Source organism: Qipengyuania oceanensis (genome assembly GCF_009827535.1).
Lineage (GTDB): Bacteria > Pseudomonadota > Alphaproteobacteria > Sphingomonadales > Sphingomonadaceae > Qipengyuania_C > Qipengyuania_C oceanensis.
Genome location: NZ_WTYN01000005.1, coordinates 41,269 through 55,896, shown reverse-complemented (window position 1 = coordinate 55,896; position 14,628 = coordinate 41,269). Strand labels below are relative to the sequence as shown.

General features: G+C 64.6%; 16 protein-coding genes and 1 tRNA gene. 6 read left to right on the top strand and 11 right to left on the bottom strand.

What is annotated here, in order from left to right; all coding sequences use genetic code 11:
- Positions 1 to 8: 8 nt before the first annotated feature.
- Both GRI48_RS13465 and GRI48_RS13460 read right to left on the bottom strand, forming a co-directional pair.
- Positions 9 to 1,025 (bottom strand): aldo/keto reductase, encoded by a 1,017-nt coding sequence (locus GRI48_RS13465; RefSeq protein ID WP_160677344.1) that lies wholly within the window; start codon positions 1,023 to 1,025, stop codon positions 9 to 11.
- Positions 1,026 to 1,049: 24 nt separating this feature from the next.
- Entirely contained in the window at positions 1,050 to 2,069 is a 1,020-nt protein-coding gene (locus tag GRI48_RS13460) for a polyprenyl synthetase family protein (RefSeq protein WP_160677341.1), read from the bottom strand.
- Between the two features lie 69 nt (positions 2,070 to 2,138).
- On the opposite strand from GRI48_RS13460, the gene GRI48_RS13455 reads away from it, so the two are divergent.
- Positions 2,139 to 2,447 (top strand): chorismate mutase, encoded by a 309-nt coding sequence (locus tag GRI48_RS13455; protein ID WP_160677338.1) that lies wholly within the window; start codon positions 2,139 to 2,141, stop codon positions 2,445 to 2,447.
- Here the strand turns inward: GRI48_RS13455 and GRI48_RS13450 are convergent.
- From GRI48_RS13450 to GRI48_RS13435, 4 genes are all read right to left on the bottom strand, one after another.
- Positions 2,444 to 3,811: a sensor histidine kinase gene (locus tag GRI48_RS13450; RefSeq protein ID WP_160677407.1), complete on the bottom strand. Its 1,368-nt coding sequence runs from the start codon at positions 3,809 to 3,811 to the stop codon at positions 2,444 to 2,446. The genes GRI48_RS13455 and GRI48_RS13450 overlap by 4 nt on opposite strands.
- A 130-nt stretch (positions 3,812 to 3,941) precedes the next feature.
- A complete protein-coding gene (locus tag GRI48_RS13445) occupies positions 3,942 to 4,619 on the bottom strand; it encodes a response regulator transcription factor (RefSeq protein ID WP_160677335.1) in 678 nt (225 codons plus the stop codon).
- Positions 4,620 to 4,740: 121 nt separating this feature from the next.
- Positions 4,741 to 5,046, bottom strand: coding sequence for a PepSY domain-containing protein (locus GRI48_RS13440; protein WP_160677333.1), 306 nt, complete (start codon positions 5,044 to 5,046; stop codon positions 4,741 to 4,743).
- A 79-nt stretch (positions 5,047 to 5,125) separates the two neighbouring features.
- Positions 5,126 to 5,851 carry an SIMPL domain-containing protein gene (locus GRI48_RS13435; protein WP_160677330.1) on the bottom strand — a complete coding sequence of 242 codons (726 nt, stop codon included), beginning with the start codon at positions 5,849 to 5,851 and terminating at the stop codon, positions 5,126 to 5,128.
- A 99-nt stretch (positions 5,852 to 5,950) separates the two neighbouring features.
- Between GRI48_RS13435 and GRI48_RS13430 the strand changes: the two genes are divergently transcribed.
- Both GRI48_RS13430 and GRI48_RS13425 read left to right on the top strand, forming a co-directional pair.
- The gene (locus tag GRI48_RS13430) at positions 5,951 to 7,783 is read left to right on the top strand and encodes an ABC-F family ATP-binding cassette domain-containing protein (protein WP_160677327.1); all 1,833 of its coding nucleotides are present in this window, start codon (positions 5,951 to 5,953) and stop codon (positions 7,781 to 7,783) included.
- A complete protein-coding gene (locus tag GRI48_RS13425) occupies positions 7,780 to 8,346 on the top strand; it encodes a uracil-DNA glycosylase family protein (protein ID WP_337190840.1) in 567 nt (188 codons plus the stop codon). The genes GRI48_RS13430 and GRI48_RS13425 overlap by 4 nt, the downstream gene beginning before the upstream one ends.
- A gap of 75 nt (positions 8,347 to 8,421) precedes the next feature.
- Here the strand turns inward: GRI48_RS13425 and GRI48_RS13420 are convergent, their stop codons facing one another.
- Complete coding sequence (locus GRI48_RS13420; RefSeq protein ID WP_160677324.1) at positions 8,422 to 8,919, bottom strand: DUF6456 domain-containing protein; 498 nt, start codon at positions 8,917 to 8,919, stop codon at positions 8,422 to 8,424.
- A 113-nt stretch (positions 8,920 to 9,032) separates the two neighbouring features.
- Between GRI48_RS13420 and GRI48_RS13415 the strand changes: the two genes are divergently transcribed.
- Entirely contained in the window at positions 9,033 to 9,605 is a 573-nt protein-coding gene (locus GRI48_RS13415) for a helix-turn-helix domain-containing protein (RefSeq protein WP_160677321.1), read from the top strand.
- Here the strand turns inward: GRI48_RS13415 and secF are convergent.
- Genes secF through yajC form a run of 3 tightly spaced genes read right to left on the bottom strand, consistent with a single transcriptional unit; the run spans position 9,602 to position 12,530 of the window.
- Positions 9,602 to 10,579, bottom strand: a complete 978-nt coding sequence (gene secF / locus GRI48_RS13410; RefSeq protein ID WP_160677318.1) for a protein translocase subunit SecF — start codon at positions 10,577 to 10,579, stop codon at positions 9,602 to 9,604. The genes GRI48_RS13415 and secF overlap by 4 nt on opposite strands.
- A 12-nt stretch (positions 10,580 to 10,591) precedes the next feature.
- On the bottom strand, positions 10,592 to 12,190 hold the full coding sequence (secD, locus tag GRI48_RS13405) for a protein translocase subunit SecD (protein ID WP_160677315.1): 1,599 nt from the start codon (positions 12,188 to 12,190) through the stop codon (positions 10,592 to 10,594).
- Between the two features lie 16 nt (positions 12,191 to 12,206).
- The gene (yajC, locus tag GRI48_RS13400) at positions 12,207 to 12,530 is read right to left on the bottom strand and encodes a preprotein translocase subunit YajC (RefSeq protein WP_160677312.1); all 324 of its coding nucleotides are present in this window, start codon (positions 12,528 to 12,530) and stop codon (positions 12,207 to 12,209) included.
- Positions 12,531 to 12,738: 208 nt separating this feature from the next.
- Here yajC and GRI48_RS13395 point away from each other — a divergent pair.
- Both GRI48_RS13395 and GRI48_RS13390 read left to right on the top strand, forming a co-directional pair.
- Positions 12,739 to 12,815 (top strand) — tRNA-Pro (locus GRI48_RS13395).
- Positions 12,816 to 13,123: 308 nt separating this feature from the next.
- Positions 13,124 to 14,203 carry a sensor histidine kinase gene (locus tag GRI48_RS13390; RefSeq protein ID WP_160677309.1) on the top strand — a complete coding sequence of 360 codons (1,080 nt, stop codon included), beginning with the start codon at positions 13,124 to 13,126 and terminating at the stop codon, positions 14,201 to 14,203.
- Here the strand turns inward: GRI48_RS13390 and GRI48_RS13385 are convergent.
- On the bottom strand, positions 14,200 to 14,604 hold the full coding sequence (locus GRI48_RS13385) for a response regulator (RefSeq protein ID WP_160677306.1): 405 nt from the start codon (positions 14,602 to 14,604) through the stop codon (positions 14,200 to 14,202). The genes GRI48_RS13390 and GRI48_RS13385 overlap by 4 nt on opposite strands.
- Positions 14,605 to 14,628: the final 24 nt, after the last annotated feature.

Here is a 14,628-nt window from a genome sequence, read left to right as displayed (position 1 = left end):
GCGCGGGCCTAGCCCATCGGGTAGCGGATTTCCCTGGAAACCTTGTCGATCGCCTTCATGGTGTCGGCATCGAGTTCGAGATCGGCCGCGGCGAAAATCGGGTCGAGCTGGTCGAAGCTCGATACGCCGACGATGGTCGAGGCGACGAAATCGTGCTGCTTCGACCAGGCGACCGCCATTGTCACCGGATCGAGACCCGCTTCCTGCGCGATTTCTGCGAAGCGCTTGGTGCTTTCGAGCGAACGGTCGTTGACGAACCGCCGCCCCATCGCCGCCTGTCGCCCTTCCATGCCGAGATAGCGTGTGAAACGCGCGCCTTCCGGGCGGCCGCCATCGTTGTACTTGCCCGACAGGACACCGCCCGCGATCGGCGAATAGGGTATGAGGCTGACGCCTTCCATCCGGCAAACCTGGGCCAGTTCGTCCTCGAACCGCCGGTTGTTGAGGCTGAAATTGTTCTGGATCGTCTGGTAGCGCGCCGTTCCCAGCTTTTCGGCGGTCGCGATCGACTTCATCAGCCCCCAGCTCGTCTCGTTGGAGCAGCCGGTGATCCGCACCTTGCCCTGCGTCACCAGATCGTCGAGCGCGAGCATGGTCTCGTCGTAAGGCAGCTCGTGATCGGGCCAGTGCGTCTGGTAGAGGTCGATGTAGTCGGTCTGCAGGCGCGTGAGACTTTCCTCGACGGCCGTGACGATGTTGCGCCGGTCGAGCGCGGTCATGCCGGAGCGTTTGGGGCTGCGGAACCAGACGTGGCTCGGCCCGGAAACCTTGGTCGCGAGGATGATCGCATCGCGCGGCTTGGTCTTCAGCCATCGCCCGACGATGTCCTCGGTCCGGCCGACCCACTTGGCATCCGGCGGTACGGGATAGCCTTCCGCCGTGTCGTAGAAATCGATTCCCTTCTCGAAACATTCGTCGAGGATGCGGATCGCTTCGGCCTCGTCGGTCTGGCTGCCGAAGGTCATCGTGCCCATGCAGATATCGGAAACGACGATGGCGGATTTGCCGAGACGGCGACGTTGCATTGTGTTCTCCGGAAACGAGTGGTGTCAGTAACCGCGCGCGACCGCGAAATGGGCGGCTTCCGCCATCGCCTGGCGGGCCTTGCTGTCGGGGAAGATCGAGATCGCATCGACTGCGCGCTGGGCGAAGTGGCGCGCCCGCTCGCGCGTGTCGACCAGTGCATCGTGACGCGCGATCAGCGAGATCGCGTGTTCGAGGTCGGCATCGCTCGTCCGGTCGCCGCGTACTGCCTGGCGCCAGAACGCGCGCTCGTCCTCGCCGCCGCGCGCATAGGCGAGGATCACCGGCAAGGTCATCTTGCCTTCGCGGAAATCGTCGCCGCGGTCCTTGCCCATTGCCGCCGCATCGGAATCGTAGTCGATCGCGTCGTCGACCAGCTGAAAGGCAACCCCGAGGTTGCGACCGTAATCGTCGAGCGCCTGTTCCTGACGCTCGTCGCATTCGGCGACCACTGCGGCGATCCGGCTGGCGGCCGCGAACAGCGCTGCGGTCTTCGAGCCGATGATCTGGAGATAGCGTTCCTCGCTCGTCTCGATCTGCCGCTGGGCGGTCAGCTGCGAGACCTCTCCCTCCGCGATGACAGCGCTGGCATTCGACAGGATCTTGAGCACCTTGAGGCTGCCGTCCTCGGTCATCAGCTCGAAAGCGCGGCTGAACAGGAAATCGCCGACCAGGATCGTCGCCGGATTGCCGAACACGATATTGGCCGCCGTCTTGCCGCGCCGCAACTCGCTACCGTCGACGACATCGTCGTGCAGCAGCGTGGCCGTGTGGATGAACTCGACTGCCGCCGCGAGCTTGTGGTGGCGCGCACCATTGTAGCCGACCAGTTCCGCACCGGCGAGCGTCAGCATCGGGCGCAAGCGTTTGCCGCCCCCGGAAATCAGGTGGCCGGCCAGTGCCGGAATGAGCGGAATTTCGCTCTGCATCCGGTCGAGAATCACGGCGTTGACCGAGTTCATGCCATGCGCCGTCAGCGCCAGCATCGGGTCGAGCGACGGTGGCCGGTCGCTTCGTTGCGGCAGGGGGACGATATCCGCACTCATCGTGGCGACGGCCATGGGGACATGCGAAGCGCTTGGCAAGCCGTCAATTACTGCTAGCTAGCGTGCGACATGACCCACGCTCCCGAAAATCGAACCGCGCCCGACGCGGTGCTCGCCGGCTATCGCAAGAGCATCGACAACATCGATGCGGCGCTGGTGCACATGCTTGCCGAACGGTTCCGGATCACCCAGGCGGTCGGAGAGTACAAGGCGAAGGTGGAATTGCCGCCCGCCGATCCCAACCGCGAGAAGAACCAGATCGAACGGCTGCGCAAGCTTGCGGAGGAGGCCGATCTCGATCCCGAGTTCAGCGAAAAGTTCCTTCGTTTCATCATCGAGGAAGTCATCCGCCACCACGAACGCGCGCGCGGCGGCTAGTCGTCGCCGGTGTCCGCGTCGTCCGGGGCGGGTCCGCGCGGCAACGTCAGGATGACCATCAGGCCGCCCAGGTCCTCGCTCTCGTCGAGCACGACCGACCCGCCGTATATTTCCGCGACATCGCGCACGATCGCCAGGCCGAGGCCCGTGCCCGGCTTGCCCGTATCGAGCCGGGCGCCGCGATCGAATATCCTTGTGCGCTCGTCGGGCGGAATGCCGGCCCCGTCGTCCTCGACCCAGATTACGCAATCCTCTGAAGCCGGCTCCGCATCGACCGTCACGAATACGCTGCCGCCCCCGTATTTCGCCGCGTTCTCGATCAGGTTGCCGAGAATCTCGTCGAGGTCCTGTCGCTCGATCCCGACGCGCGCCTGACGATTGCCGGCAATGTCAAAGCGGCCTTCGGGATAGAGCCGCTCGACCGCCCGGCGAACCGCCTCGGCGCTTTCGCACACCGGCGTCGATGCAAGGCCCACGGCTCGCCTGCCGACCGCGCGAGCGCGGGCGAGATGATGATCGACGTGACGCTGCATGGTCCGGGTCTCGCGGATGACCGCCGCGCCGAGATCGGGGGAGTTGGCGGTAGCCGCGTTGGTCAGCACCGTCAGCGGGGTCTTGAGCGCGTGCGCGAGATTGCCGGCATGGGTGCGCGCCTCTTCGGCCTGGCGCTGCGAATGCGCCAGAATGCCGTTCAATTCCTCGACCAGCGGTTGCACTTCGAGCGGCAGCGGATCGGTGATACGGTTGGTCCCCTTGCTGCGCATGTGCTGGATTGCCGCGCGTACGCGTCGCAACGGCGACAGGCCGTACCAGGTCTGCAGCATCGCCATCATCATCAGGCCGAGCGCCAGGATCGCGAAGCTCCAGACGAGGATCGAGCGTATTCGAGCGAGCTGCGCGTCCAGTTCGCCACGCGCGGAGGCAACGGCAAAGGTCCATCGCGCATCGCTGTCGGGCAGGATGACGCTGCGCTCGACGATCCGCAGCGGCTCGTTGTCGATCTGGCCGCTATCGTAGAAATGCGGTTCGTTGTCGAAGTGGTCGCCGCGCAGTTCGAGCGGACTGTCCCACAAGGACCGGGAGAGAGCCGGTTCGAGCGAGTAGGAGGAGTAGCCTTCGCGCCCGTCGGCGCTGATCTGGTAATAGAGGCCGCTGTTGGGCTCGAGAAAGCGCGGCTCGCCGATCGGCCGGTTGAAATAGACTTCGCCGTCCGGACCGATCTCGGCCACCACGAGCATCGCGTTGAGCAGATATTCGAGCTGGTCGTCGAAATTGTTCTCGACCATGCGGGTCAGGGTCCGGTCGAGAGCGAAACCGCCGGCCAGGAGCAGGATGCCGATCCACCCCGCCGCTATGAGCATCATCCGGTTGGCAAGGCTGCCACGGCGCGACAGCGGCGAGCCTAGCGTCGCAGGTTCGCCGTCCGTCTTCTGCGGCGACACCCCGCCGCCCGCGGATGCATCCACGGAAGCGGCAAGCGCGTCCTTCGCGTCGTTACGCCCGGGGCGCTTCGTCGGGGTCGTCGAGGCTGTAACCGAGGCCACGGATCGTCGTTATCACTTCAGCGCCGAGTTTCTTGCGGATGCGGGTGACGAAGACTTCGATCGTGTTCGAATCACGATCGAAATCCTGGTCGTAGATATGTTCGATGAGTTCCGTCCGGCTGACGACTTTGCCCTTGTGGTGCATCAGGTAGCTCAGGAGCTTGTACTCCTGCGCGGTCAGCTTGACCGGCTCGCCCTTGAGCGTGACGCGGCCGGAGCGCGTGTCCAGCCGGACATCCCCGGCAGTCAGTTCGGAGGAGGTATTGCCCGAAGCGCGGCGGATCAGCGCCCGCAGTCGCGCGATCAATTCCTCGGTCTGGAAAGGCTTGGCGAGATAATCGTCCGCGCCCGCATCGAGGCCCGCGACCTTGTCCGACCAGCTGTCGCGCGCGGTCAGCACAAGCACCGGGAACTTGCGGCCTTCCTTGCGCCACATGCCGAGCACCGTGAGGCCGTCGATTTCGGGCAGACCGAGATCGAGGATCACGGCATCGTAATCTTCGCTCGCGCCGAGATAATGTCCGTCCTCGCCATCGGTGGACAGGTCGACCGCGTAGCCGTTCTGTTCGAGGGTCGACTTGAGCTGCTGGCCGAGCGTGGGCTCGTCCTCGACAATCAGGATTCTCATTTAGGCTTTACCCCTGCCTCGCGCGCCCGAATATCCGGACGCGGCATTTCGTTCATGTAGATGAACGCGTCAACCTGAACGAAGTTTCTCGCCGCTTGCGGGAAGCCCGCCGTGGAGACGATCAACGGCTGCGGCGCAGGATGCGGCCGGTCCGCGCGTCGACGTCGACGTACATCACCCGGCCGTCGCGGATGAACTTGAGGCGGTAGGCCATGGCCGTCGAATCATAGGCCGGACCGAGATATTCGGCGCCGCCCATGCTCGGCAGGACGCGCTTCTCGATCTCGCGCAGCGGCAACACGTTGCCGGCGCGCATTTCCTTGCGCGCTTCGCCCTGGTCCGATTTCGAGGGCTGCGCGATCGCAGGCGCGACCGCACCGCCCAAGCCGAGAGCGACAGCGAGAGAAAAGGCGGCGAGGGACTTCATGACGACCTTGTGACTAGTCGCAGTCCATTGAACAAGTTCTGAATGTCCCTGGTCGCCTCCCGTTCAGCTACCTGACCTTTCAGTTTACCATTTCGTATTTCACGCCGAGCGTGACGGCGGTACCGACTTCGCCGGGTTCGATCGGGGTCTTGGCCTCGGCCCGCACGGCACTGACCGCGATCGCGTCGCCCGACACAGGCATCGGCCCGTAGCTCTGGAAAGTCTCGGAAACCTCCAGCAGCCGCACGCCGCGGTAGCCCGCCATGCGCGCGAATTCCTCGGCCTGCAGCTTGCCGCGCTGGAAGGCGTTCTTCCTGGCCACGGCCTTCGCTTCCATGTCGTTCTCGAGCATGAAATTCGGACCGTAGATGTTGTTGGCTCCCGCCCCGACCAGCGCGTCGAGCACCTCGCCGGCGCGCTTGAGAACGCGCAGCTTCACGTTGACCTGGTTGGTCACGTCGTAGCCGACGAAGGTCGGCTGCTGGCCGTCGTTGCGATACTGGTACTGCGCGTTGAGGTTGAAGTTCGACGTCTGGATGTCCTTGCGAGCTATGCCGAGCGAGCGCAGCTTCTCGATCAGTCGGTCCATCTGTTCCGCATTCTGGCGCACGGCCTCCTGCGCGGTTTGCGCGCGCGTGGTCACCCCGGCGCCAACCTGCGCCACGTCGGGTGTGCTGCGGACGATTTCCTGGATGCTCAGTTCGACAACCGGATTGGCAACCTGCATCTGGATTTCCGCGGCCTGGGCAGCAGCCGGCAAGGCCATGGCGCTGGTTGCGAGCAATACGAGAGCGGGACGGATCATCTGGTAACTCCTGTTGTTTGCAGCGCGGCTGCACGTGGCGCGATTACGCACGGGTGAACCGGCTTGTTCCGCAGCGTTCCTGCCACTACTTGCGCGGCCATGGCACAGCCCCCCATCCTCAGCCTCGAAGGCATCGCCCTGCAGCAGGGCGGCAAGTGGCTGTTCGGCGGCGCCCCCGGCGACGAGACACGCGATCCGCTCGACCTCCACATCGGCCCGCGCGACAGGCTTGCGCTGATCGGACGCAACGGCGCGGGCAAGACCACGCTGTTCCGCCTCATCAAGGACCGGATCGAGCCCGATCGCGGGATGCGCAAGGTCAAGCCCGGGATGCGGATCGTGCTGCTCGAGCAGGATCCCGACTTCACCGGCTACGAGACCCTGATGGACTGGGCGCTCGCCGAAAATCAGGGAGCGGGCGAGCATCCGCCCCAGCCGCACGAGGTCGAAGCCATCGCCGGCCAGCTCGGCATCGAAATGGCGACACCATGCAAGGGCGCGAGCGGTGGCGAGAGACGCCGCGCGGCCATAGCACGCGCGCTCGCGCAGGACCCCGACCTGTTGCTGATGGACGAGCCGACCAACCATCTCGATCTCGCCGCGATCGACTGGCTGGAGGACTGGCTGACCCGCTACAACGGCGCCTTCCTCGTCATAAGCCACGACCGGACCTTCCTGAAGCGGCTCACGCGCGCGACACTGTGGCTCGACCGGGGCAGCATGCGGCGCAAGGAAGTCGGCTTCGGTGGCTACGAGGCGTGGGAGGAACAGGTCTACGCCGAAGAAGCGCGCGCTGCCGAAAAGCTCGACGCCAAGCTGAAGCTCGAAGCGCACTGGCTCGAGCGCGGCGTGACCGCCCGGCGCAAACGCAACCAGGGTCGCCTCGAAAAGCTGTGGCAGATGCGCGAACAGCGTGCCGCGATGATCTCGGGCGGCGGGACGGCCAAGCTGAAGCTGGCGACCGAAGAAGATTTCAAGTCGAAGTCGGTCATCGTCGCGGAGAACATCTCCAAGAGCTACGACGATCGCACGATCATCAAGCCATTCTCTCTCCGCGTCCAGCGCGGCGACCGGATCGGCATCGTCGGCGCAAACGGCGCGGGCAAGACCACGCTCCTGAAGATGCTGACCGGCGAGCTGGAGCCCGACAGCGGCAGCGTGACGATCTCGAACAAGCTGACAGGCGTGATGATCGACCAGCAACGCAGCCTGATGGCACCGGACAAGACCGTCCGCGACGTGCTGGCCGAGGGCGGCGACTGGATCGACGTCCAGGGGCATCGCAAGCATGTCCAGGCGCACCTGAAGGACTTCCTGTTCGATCCCGGCATCGTCGATACCAAGGTCGGCATCCTGTCGGGCGGGGAACGGTCGCGGCTGCTGCTGGCGCGCGAATTCGCGAAGGCTTCGAACCTGCTCGTGCTCGACGAGCCGACCAACGACCTCGACCTCGAGACTCTCGATCTCTTGCAGGAGGTCATCGCCGATTACGAAGGCACCGTGTTGCTGGTCAGCCACGATCGCGACTTCCTGGACCGGACAGTTACGATCACGCTCGGGCTCGACGGGACCGGCCATGTCGACGTGGTCGCGGGCGGATACGAGGACTGGGCGAAGAAACGCCGCGAGCCGACGCAGCGCAAGGCCGCGTCCGGTTCCGACGCGGCCAAGCCCTCGCCACCCCCGCCTCCGGCGCCCAAATCCTCCAAGCTCTCCTACAAGGACCAGCGCGACTACGAGCAACTGCCCACCCGTATCGAGGAACTGGAAGCTGCCATCGTCAAGGGCGAGGCGATCCTGGCCGATCCCGGTCTCTACACCGCCGATCCGCAGAAATTCGCCACCATCTCCAAGGGAGTGGAGAACGCCCGCGCCGAGAAGGACGCGGCCGAAGAACGCTGGCTGGAGCTCGCAGAGCTGGTCGAGGGGTGAGCCTTCACCGGCGGATCGCTGCCTGCACGGTGTGCGCCGAACATCTGCCGCTCGGCCCAAGACCCATCGTCCAGTTCTCGGCAACCAGCCGTATCGTCGTGATCGGCCAGGCTCCGGGCCGCATCACCCACCACTCGGGCATCCCTTTCGACGACAAGGCGGGGGAGCGGCTGGCCGACTGGCTCGGCGTCGATTTCGACACGTTGCATGATCCGGCCCGTATCGCGATCGTGTCGATGGGCTTCTGCTATCCGGGCAAGGCCTCGGGTGGCGACAAACCTCCGCGCCCCGAATGCGCGCCGAGGTGGCACCAGGCGATCTGGGACGAACTGCCCGAGGACCGGTTGACGCTGTTGGTCGGAGCCTACGCGCAGACCGCCTACCTGCCCCAGACCCGACGGTGGACCATGCGCGAACGGATCGAGCGTCATGCCGAGTTTCTGCCGCGCTTCCTGCCCTTGCCGCATCCGGCATGGCGCAGCACGCTGTTCATGCGCGACAATCCCTGGTTCGAGGCCAAGGTCCTGCCTGAATTGCGCCGCCTCGTTTCCGAACGCCTGTAGGGGCGCGGCAGGATTCCCCACCGGCTAACCCGTCGGGATGGAGCACATGGAGCGCGGTCATTACAGCAAATCACCTCACCCGCCGATGCGGTAGAAATCCGCCACCCGGTCCAGCGCGATCCTGAGAACCAGCTTGCCCGAGCGCGCCGGCCATTCGAGCGATTTTTCCGCAGCCGGCAGACCTTCCCCGGCGCAGACCACGCGCCACAAGATGTCCGACAGTCCCTTGCCCGCTTCGGCGAGCGCGGCATCGAAACGTTCGCGCGCCGCCATCTGCCGTTCGGTCGGCGTCAGGCCCGCTTCGCCCCCCTGCCCCCTGATTCGCACCGGGTCCCAGCGCATCGTCACGCTCGGCCCCAGTTGCGCGCGCTCGTAATCGGCGCGCAGCCGCTCGCCCCCGTCGAATTGCCGGTCGGACAAATGGCCGCGCGCGTGCAACCAGGTGAGCGGCGATTCCGCGAGGTTGATCGTCACCGACCGCGTGCGCTTCTTTGCCCCGCCGCCGGCGCCCCTGCGCGGCCCTTCGCTGGTCAGTTCGCGTTCGACGAGATGGCGGTTCGGGCGGTCGGTCATGGCGCATGGCTCCTGTCACTGGCGGGAGCGGGCGCTTGCCAAAGCCGATCGGGTGTAGGAAAGAGAAACCAGATAGGTTAGTTCGCTGTTCGAGCGAATACGAGGGGCCGACGATGATCAATCGCATCCGCGACATCCGCAAACAGAAGGGCATGACGCTCGCCGAACTGGCCGAGGCCTGCGATCCGCCGACCACGGCGCAGACGATCGGCCGGCTCGAAACCGGCATGCGCAATTTGTCGATCAAGTGGATGGACCGGATCGCCGATGCACTGGGCGTCGATGCCGAGGTACTGGTTCGCTCGGAAAGCGCAGGCCACCCGCAGGTCGTGGCGCAGCTCTACGCCGCCGGGCCCGAGGCGCTCGACACCCCGCGCGACGCGATCCTCGCCACCGATCTCGGCAGCGAGGGAATGCTGGTCGTGCTGACGATCGAGGAAAGCGTCGGCGAATTTCGCCCCGGCGACCAGCTGTGGCTGCGCCAGATCGATCCGGCAGACGCCGGTCGTGCGATCAACCGCGACGTGCTAGTGCCGCGCACCGGCGGGCGGTTCGCCTTCGGGCGCCTGATCGACCGGCAGGGCTCACTCGTAGGAGTGCTGCCGCCCGGCTCCGGGCAGAAGCAGCAGGTGGTCGATGCGCCCGCCTGGATCGCGGTCGCCGAAATGCTCGTCAGGAAGCTCTAGGCCTCGCCGCGGGCAATCCGGTCCTGCTGATCGGCCTTGCTCTCGCTCGGGACGAAACTGTCCGACTTGACGCCGAGCCAGATCAGGATCGGCGCGGCCATGTAGATCGAGCTGTAGGTACCGATGAAGATACCTAGCACGATCGCGGCAACGAGGCCGAACAGGCTTTCCGGCCCGAAGAACAGCAGCGGGATCAGCGCGACGAGCAGCGTCAGCGACGTCATCACCGTACGCGCCAGCGTCTCGTTGACCGAAAGGTCGAGCAGTTCGGCCAGCTGCATCTTGCGGTACTTCTTCAGGTTCTCGCGGATGCGGTCGTAGACCACGATGGTGTCGTTCAGCGAGTAGCCGATGATCGCAAGGATCGCGGCGATGATCTGCAGGCTGAATTCGAGCTGGAACAGCGCGAACATCCCCAGCGTCAGCGAAACGTCGTGGACCAGCGCGAACAGAGCGCCCACGCCGAACTGCCATTCGAAGCGGATCCATATGTAGAGCGAGATCGCCGCCATCGCGGCTAGCAGTGCGAGCATCGCCTTGTCGCGAAACTCGCCCGCGACCTTGCCCGAGACCGTGTCGTTGCCGTCCCGTCTTACCCCGGGATAGCTGCCTTCGATCTCGCCGATGACCCGATCGCCGATCGCGGTCGCCGCGCCGGGGGTGTTCTCGACCTCTTCGGGCAGCGGTACGCGGATGGAAACCTGGTTGGCATCGCCGAAACGCTGGATGACCGGGTCGCCGTAGCCGAGCGCACCGATCTGCTGGCGCAGGTCCGCAATGGGCGCTTCCGCCCGCTCGGTGAAGGTGACGCGCACTTCCTGGCCGCCGGCAAAATCGACGCCGTAATTGAGGCCCTGCGTGAACACGAGGCCCCAGCTGGCGGCCATCAGCAGCAGGCTGACGACATAGAAGGGCACCCGCCAGCGCAGGAACCGGATGTTGGTGTTCTCGGGAACGAGCTTGAGCAGACGCATGACCTTGCCCCCTTACACGTTGATTTCTGTCGGCCGCGCCCTGCGCAGCCAGCCGGCGACCCACATGCGGGTGAGCACGACGGCGGTGAAGACGGAGGTGAACAGGCCGATGATCAGCACGACGGCGAAGCCGCGGATCGGGCCCGAGCCGAAGATGAACAGCAGCACGCCGGCAATAAAGTTGGTGACGTTGGCATCGTAAATCGCGCGGCTTGCCTCGCGGTATCCGTTCTCCACGGCTGCGACCACGCGCCTGCCGCGCCTGCGCTCCTCGCGAATACGCTCGTTGATGAGCACGTTGGCGTCGACTGCTGCACCGATCGTGAGCACGATACCGGCGATGCCCGGAAGCGTCAGCGTGGTGTTCATCACCGCCATGATGCCAAGAAGCATCAGCACGTTGAGGACCAGCGCGAAGGTCGCATACACGCCGAAGCGGCCATAGACGGCGATCATCAGCAGGATGACCAGCACCGAGCCGATCGCCATGGCGACGAGGCCCTTCTGAATCGAATCCGCGCCAAGGTCGGGGCCGACGGTCCGTTCCTCGACCACGGTCAGGTCGACCGGCAGAGCACCCGAACGCAGCGAAATCGCCAGCGCGTTGGCGCTTTCGGTCGTGAAGCTGCCCATGATCTGGGCGCTGCCGCCCAGGATCGGCTCGTTGATGTTGGGTGCCGAAAGCACCTTGTTGTCGAGGATGATCGCGAACGGCTTGTTGACGTTCTCGCTGGTCAGCTTGGCGAATTTCGCCCCGCCCTGCTGGTCGAACTGGATGTTGACCACGGGCTCGTTGTTGCGCTGGTCGACGCTCTGCTGGGCGTTGACGAGCTGGTCGCCCTTGATCCCGCCGAGACGCTTTACCGCGATCGACGTGCCTTCGAACGGCGATCCCTCGACATAGGGAAAGATCTGGCTGCCCGGAGGGGCAATGCCCTGCGCTACGTCGGACGGCAGCGCGTTCTGGTCGACGAGCTTGAATTCGAGCTTGGCGGTCTGGCCGAGCAGGGCCTTGAGCTGGTCGGGGTCCTGGAGACCGGGAACCTGCACCACGATGCGGGTATCGCCCTGGCGGATGATCGTCGGCTCGCGCGTGCCGAGCGCGTCGATACGCTTGCGAACGACCTCGGTCGCGCTGTCCATCGCCTGGGTGACGGCGTTCTCGATGCCGCTTTCGGTGGGGACGAGGACGATGCGGGTCTCGTCGACCACGCTCATGTCCCATTCGCGCACCAGGCCGGTGCCGTTGATCGAGGGCAGCAGCAGTTCGCGGACACGGTCTACGTCGCTGGCGTTCTCGACCATGAAGCTGAGGCGGCCGCCGCGCGTGGAGACGTCGCCGATGCGAACCCGCGGTTCGGCGTTGCGCGTCACCGAGCGAACGGTCTCTTCCATGTTTTCCAGCCGCTGCGCGCCCACCTGCGAGGCGTCGGCCTCGAGCAGGATGTGGCTGCCGCCGGCAAGGTCAAGGCCGAGGTTGACCTCGGGATCGGGCAGCGATGCGGGCCAGCGCACGCCGGCGATCGAGGAGAGCGAGGGAATGGCGGCGGAGATCAGCACCAGCGTGATGATCCACAGCCAGGCTTTCTTCCAGGTCGGAAAATCTAGCATGTCGGTCGCGCTGGGCTCAGTCGTTGGCCGCCGGGGTGCCGCCCGGGGGAATGATGTCGCCGATCGTCGACTTGACCGCCTTCACGCGCACGCCCTGTGCCAAGTCGATCTCGGCATAGTGATCGTCGACCTTGGCGACCTTGCCGACCAGTCCGCCGGCGGTGACGACCTGGTCGCCCTTCTTCAGGCCGGCGACCTTGGCCGCATGTTCCTTCTGCCGGCGCATCTGCGGACGGATGATGAGGAACCAGAAGATCAGCACCATGCCGACGATCGGCAGCCACTGGATCCATGCGGGCGGTGCATCGGCACTGGCCGCGGCGGCGAGGAAATCGAGCATGAGGTCTGGCCTGTAATACGTGAACCGGTGAGCCGGGAAATGTGTCGGCGGGCGGGCTTTTCAAGCCACCCGTGGCACTCGCCATCGGCAATGGTGCGCGCGCCTAGCACCGATGCGGGCGCAGGGCAACGCAGCTTGGTACGGGATGGACGCGGCGCGCTTGCCTTGCGCTGAACGCGCCCCTATAGGCCCGCGCATCCACTGGTCTCGGGACGTGGCGCAGTCTGGTAGCGCACTATACTGGGGGTGTAGGGGTCGCTGGTTCGAATCCAGTCGTCCCGACCAGTGGTTTCAATCCCTTACCCTACATCGTGACTTCGCTTGTCTCGGCGACTGCGCGTAGCAAGCGCGGCACCCAAGCGGCGACACGATGACCGCTCCATCCGAGCGATGTGTCAGGCCGACAGCGTCTTCTTCATTGATGAACCCTTGATCGGACGCCAGTTCTGCACACTACCCTTTGTTTATTGCCTGTAAGTGCGCGCTGTGGGACATCACGCGCGGAGCAAACGAGCAGTCGAACGGAACTGGCAGTCGGCCTTTGCTGAAATCGAGCGAATGTTCTCCGATAGCGTAAAGGCGTGAGATCTCAGATGAGTCCGGCAGCAATTAGGCGCTTTCAGCTTGGCAGGGTCGGCACTGCCGAAGAGCGGGACACCCTTCCGCTGGGGGAGGAACGCGCCCTCCAATCGGCGGGAGCCGCATTTCATGCGCTGGCGGATACGATGCCGCAAATCGTCTGGTCCACATTGCCGGACGGCTCGCATGACTACTTCAACGCGCGTTGGTACGAATTTACCGGCGTACCGGAAGGCTCGACCGATGGAGAGGGCTGGGCCGGCGTTTTTCACGAGGACGACCAGCCAGTAGCCTGGAAGCACTGGTCTCACAGTCTCGCCTCTGGCGAACCTTACGAGGTCGAGTACCGCTTGCGCCGCCACGATGGCGAGTACCGCTGGATGATCGGCAGGGCACTTCCCATCGTCGATGAAGCCGGAGTGATCCAGAGGTGGATCGGCACGTGCACCGACATCGAGGATCAGAAGCGCATCTCGCTTCAAAACGAAGTGCTGAGCCAGGAGCTAAGCCATCGTATCAAGAATATCTTCGCTATCATTTCCGGGTTGATCAGCCTCACTGCCCGAACGAGCGAAGCTTTCGCGGAACCGGCCAGCAAGCTGAAGGAGCGCATTGCCGCGCTCGGAAGGGCGCATGAATTCGTCCGCCCGCACACCGAGAAATCGCGACCATCGGTCGGTGAAGTCACGCTGGCTGCATTGCTGGAGACGATCTTCGAGACCTATCCTGCATTCTCGGAAGGTCGGATCGAAATCAGCGGGCCACAGATCGAAGTCGACAGCAAGGCCGCGACGCCGGTAGCCCTGGTATTTCACGAGCTGGCCACGAACTCCATGAAGTACGGCGCGCTCAAGCACGACCATGGCCACGTCCGGATAGATATCGAGCAGAACGAGAACGAGGTCGCGATGCGATGGGCGGAGACTGGCAGCGCGGGCAGGCCGGATGAAGAACCGGAACCCGGCTTCGGTACCCGCTTGATCGACATTGCCATCAGGCAGCAACTCGGCGGCACCTTCCAACGAAAGTGGACCGACGACGGCATGACGCTCGACATGCAGGTCAAGCGAAGCCGTATCGCCGCAACGGGCTAGGATTGGTCGAAAAGGCGAAGCTGCTCCGGTGGACTGGGATTTTCCCCTCTGCGAACAGCCATCAGGTAATTCAGTACGTCCTTGAGAATGGTGAGACTGACCGGTTTCTCGACCGCTCCCAAGGCTCCGTCGACGCCATCTCCCAGTTGAGCAGGGTTTGCCGTTACGAAAATCACTTCGGCACCGAATTCCTGGGCCAGGCGCGCACCGACGACCGGTCCGGTCGCACCATCGGCGAGATTGACGTCGACCAGGGCGACATCGATTTCCGCCGACGCACGCGAAAGCGCGGTTTCGAGGTCGTCGGCGGTACCGACGCACTCATGACCGAGATCGCGCACGACCGACTCCATCTCCATGGCGATCAGGAACTCGTCTTCTACGATGAAAACTCTGGTCATGGGGCCTTCGGATTCGGGGTTGTC

Coding starts and splice junctions, on each gene's coding strand:
- GRI48_RS13465 (WP_160677344.1), bottom strand. CDS start 1,025: ATGCAACGTCGCCGTCTCGGCAAATCCGCCATCGTCGTTTCCGATATC.
- GRI48_RS13460 (WP_160677341.1), bottom strand. CDS start 2,069: ATGAGTGCGGATATCGTCCCCCTGCCGCAACGAAGCGACCGGCCACCG.
- GRI48_RS13455 (WP_160677338.1), top strand. CDS start 2,139: ATGACCCACGCTCCCGAAAATCGAACCGCGCCCGACGCGGTGCTCGCC.
- GRI48_RS13450 (WP_160677407.1), bottom strand. CDS start 3,811: ATGATGCTCATAGCGGCGGGGTGGATCGGCATCCTGCTCCTGGCCGGC.
- GRI48_RS13445 (WP_160677335.1), bottom strand. CDS start 4,619: ATGAGAATCCTGATTGTCGAGGACGAGCCCACGCTCGGCCAGCAGCTC.
- GRI48_RS13440 (WP_160677333.1), bottom strand. CDS start 5,046: ATGAAGTCCCTCGCCGCCTTTTCTCTCGCTGTCGCTCTCGGCTTGGGC.
- GRI48_RS13435 (WP_160677330.1), bottom strand. CDS start 5,851: ATGATCCGTCCCGCTCTCGTATTGCTCGCAACCAGCGCCATGGCCTTG.
- GRI48_RS13430 (WP_160677327.1), top strand. CDS start 5,951: ATGGCACAGCCCCCCATCCTCAGCCTCGAAGGCATCGCCCTGCAGCAG.
- GRI48_RS13420 (WP_160677324.1), bottom strand. CDS start 8,919: ATGACCGACCGCCCGAACCGCCATCTCGTCGAACGCGAACTGACCAGC.
- GRI48_RS13415 (WP_160677321.1), top strand. CDS start 9,033: ATGATCAATCGCATCCGCGACATCCGCAAACAGAAGGGCATGACGCTC.
- secF (WP_160677318.1), bottom strand. CDS start 10,579: ATGCGTCTGCTCAAGCTCGTTCCCGAGAACACCAACATCCGGTTCCTG.
- secD (WP_160677315.1), bottom strand. CDS start 12,190: ATGCTAGATTTTCCGACCTGGAAGAAAGCCTGGCTGTGGATCATCACG.
- yajC (WP_160677312.1), bottom strand. CDS start 12,530: ATGCTCGATTTCCTCGCCGCCGCGGCCAGTGCCGATGCACCGCCCGCA.
- GRI48_RS13390 (WP_160677309.1), top strand. CDS start 13,124: ATGAGTCCGGCAGCAATTAGGCGCTTTCAGCTTGGCAGGGTCGGCACT.
- GRI48_RS13385 (WP_160677306.1), bottom strand. CDS start 14,604: ATGACCAGAGTTTTCATCGTAGAAGACGAGTTCCTGATCGCCATGGAG.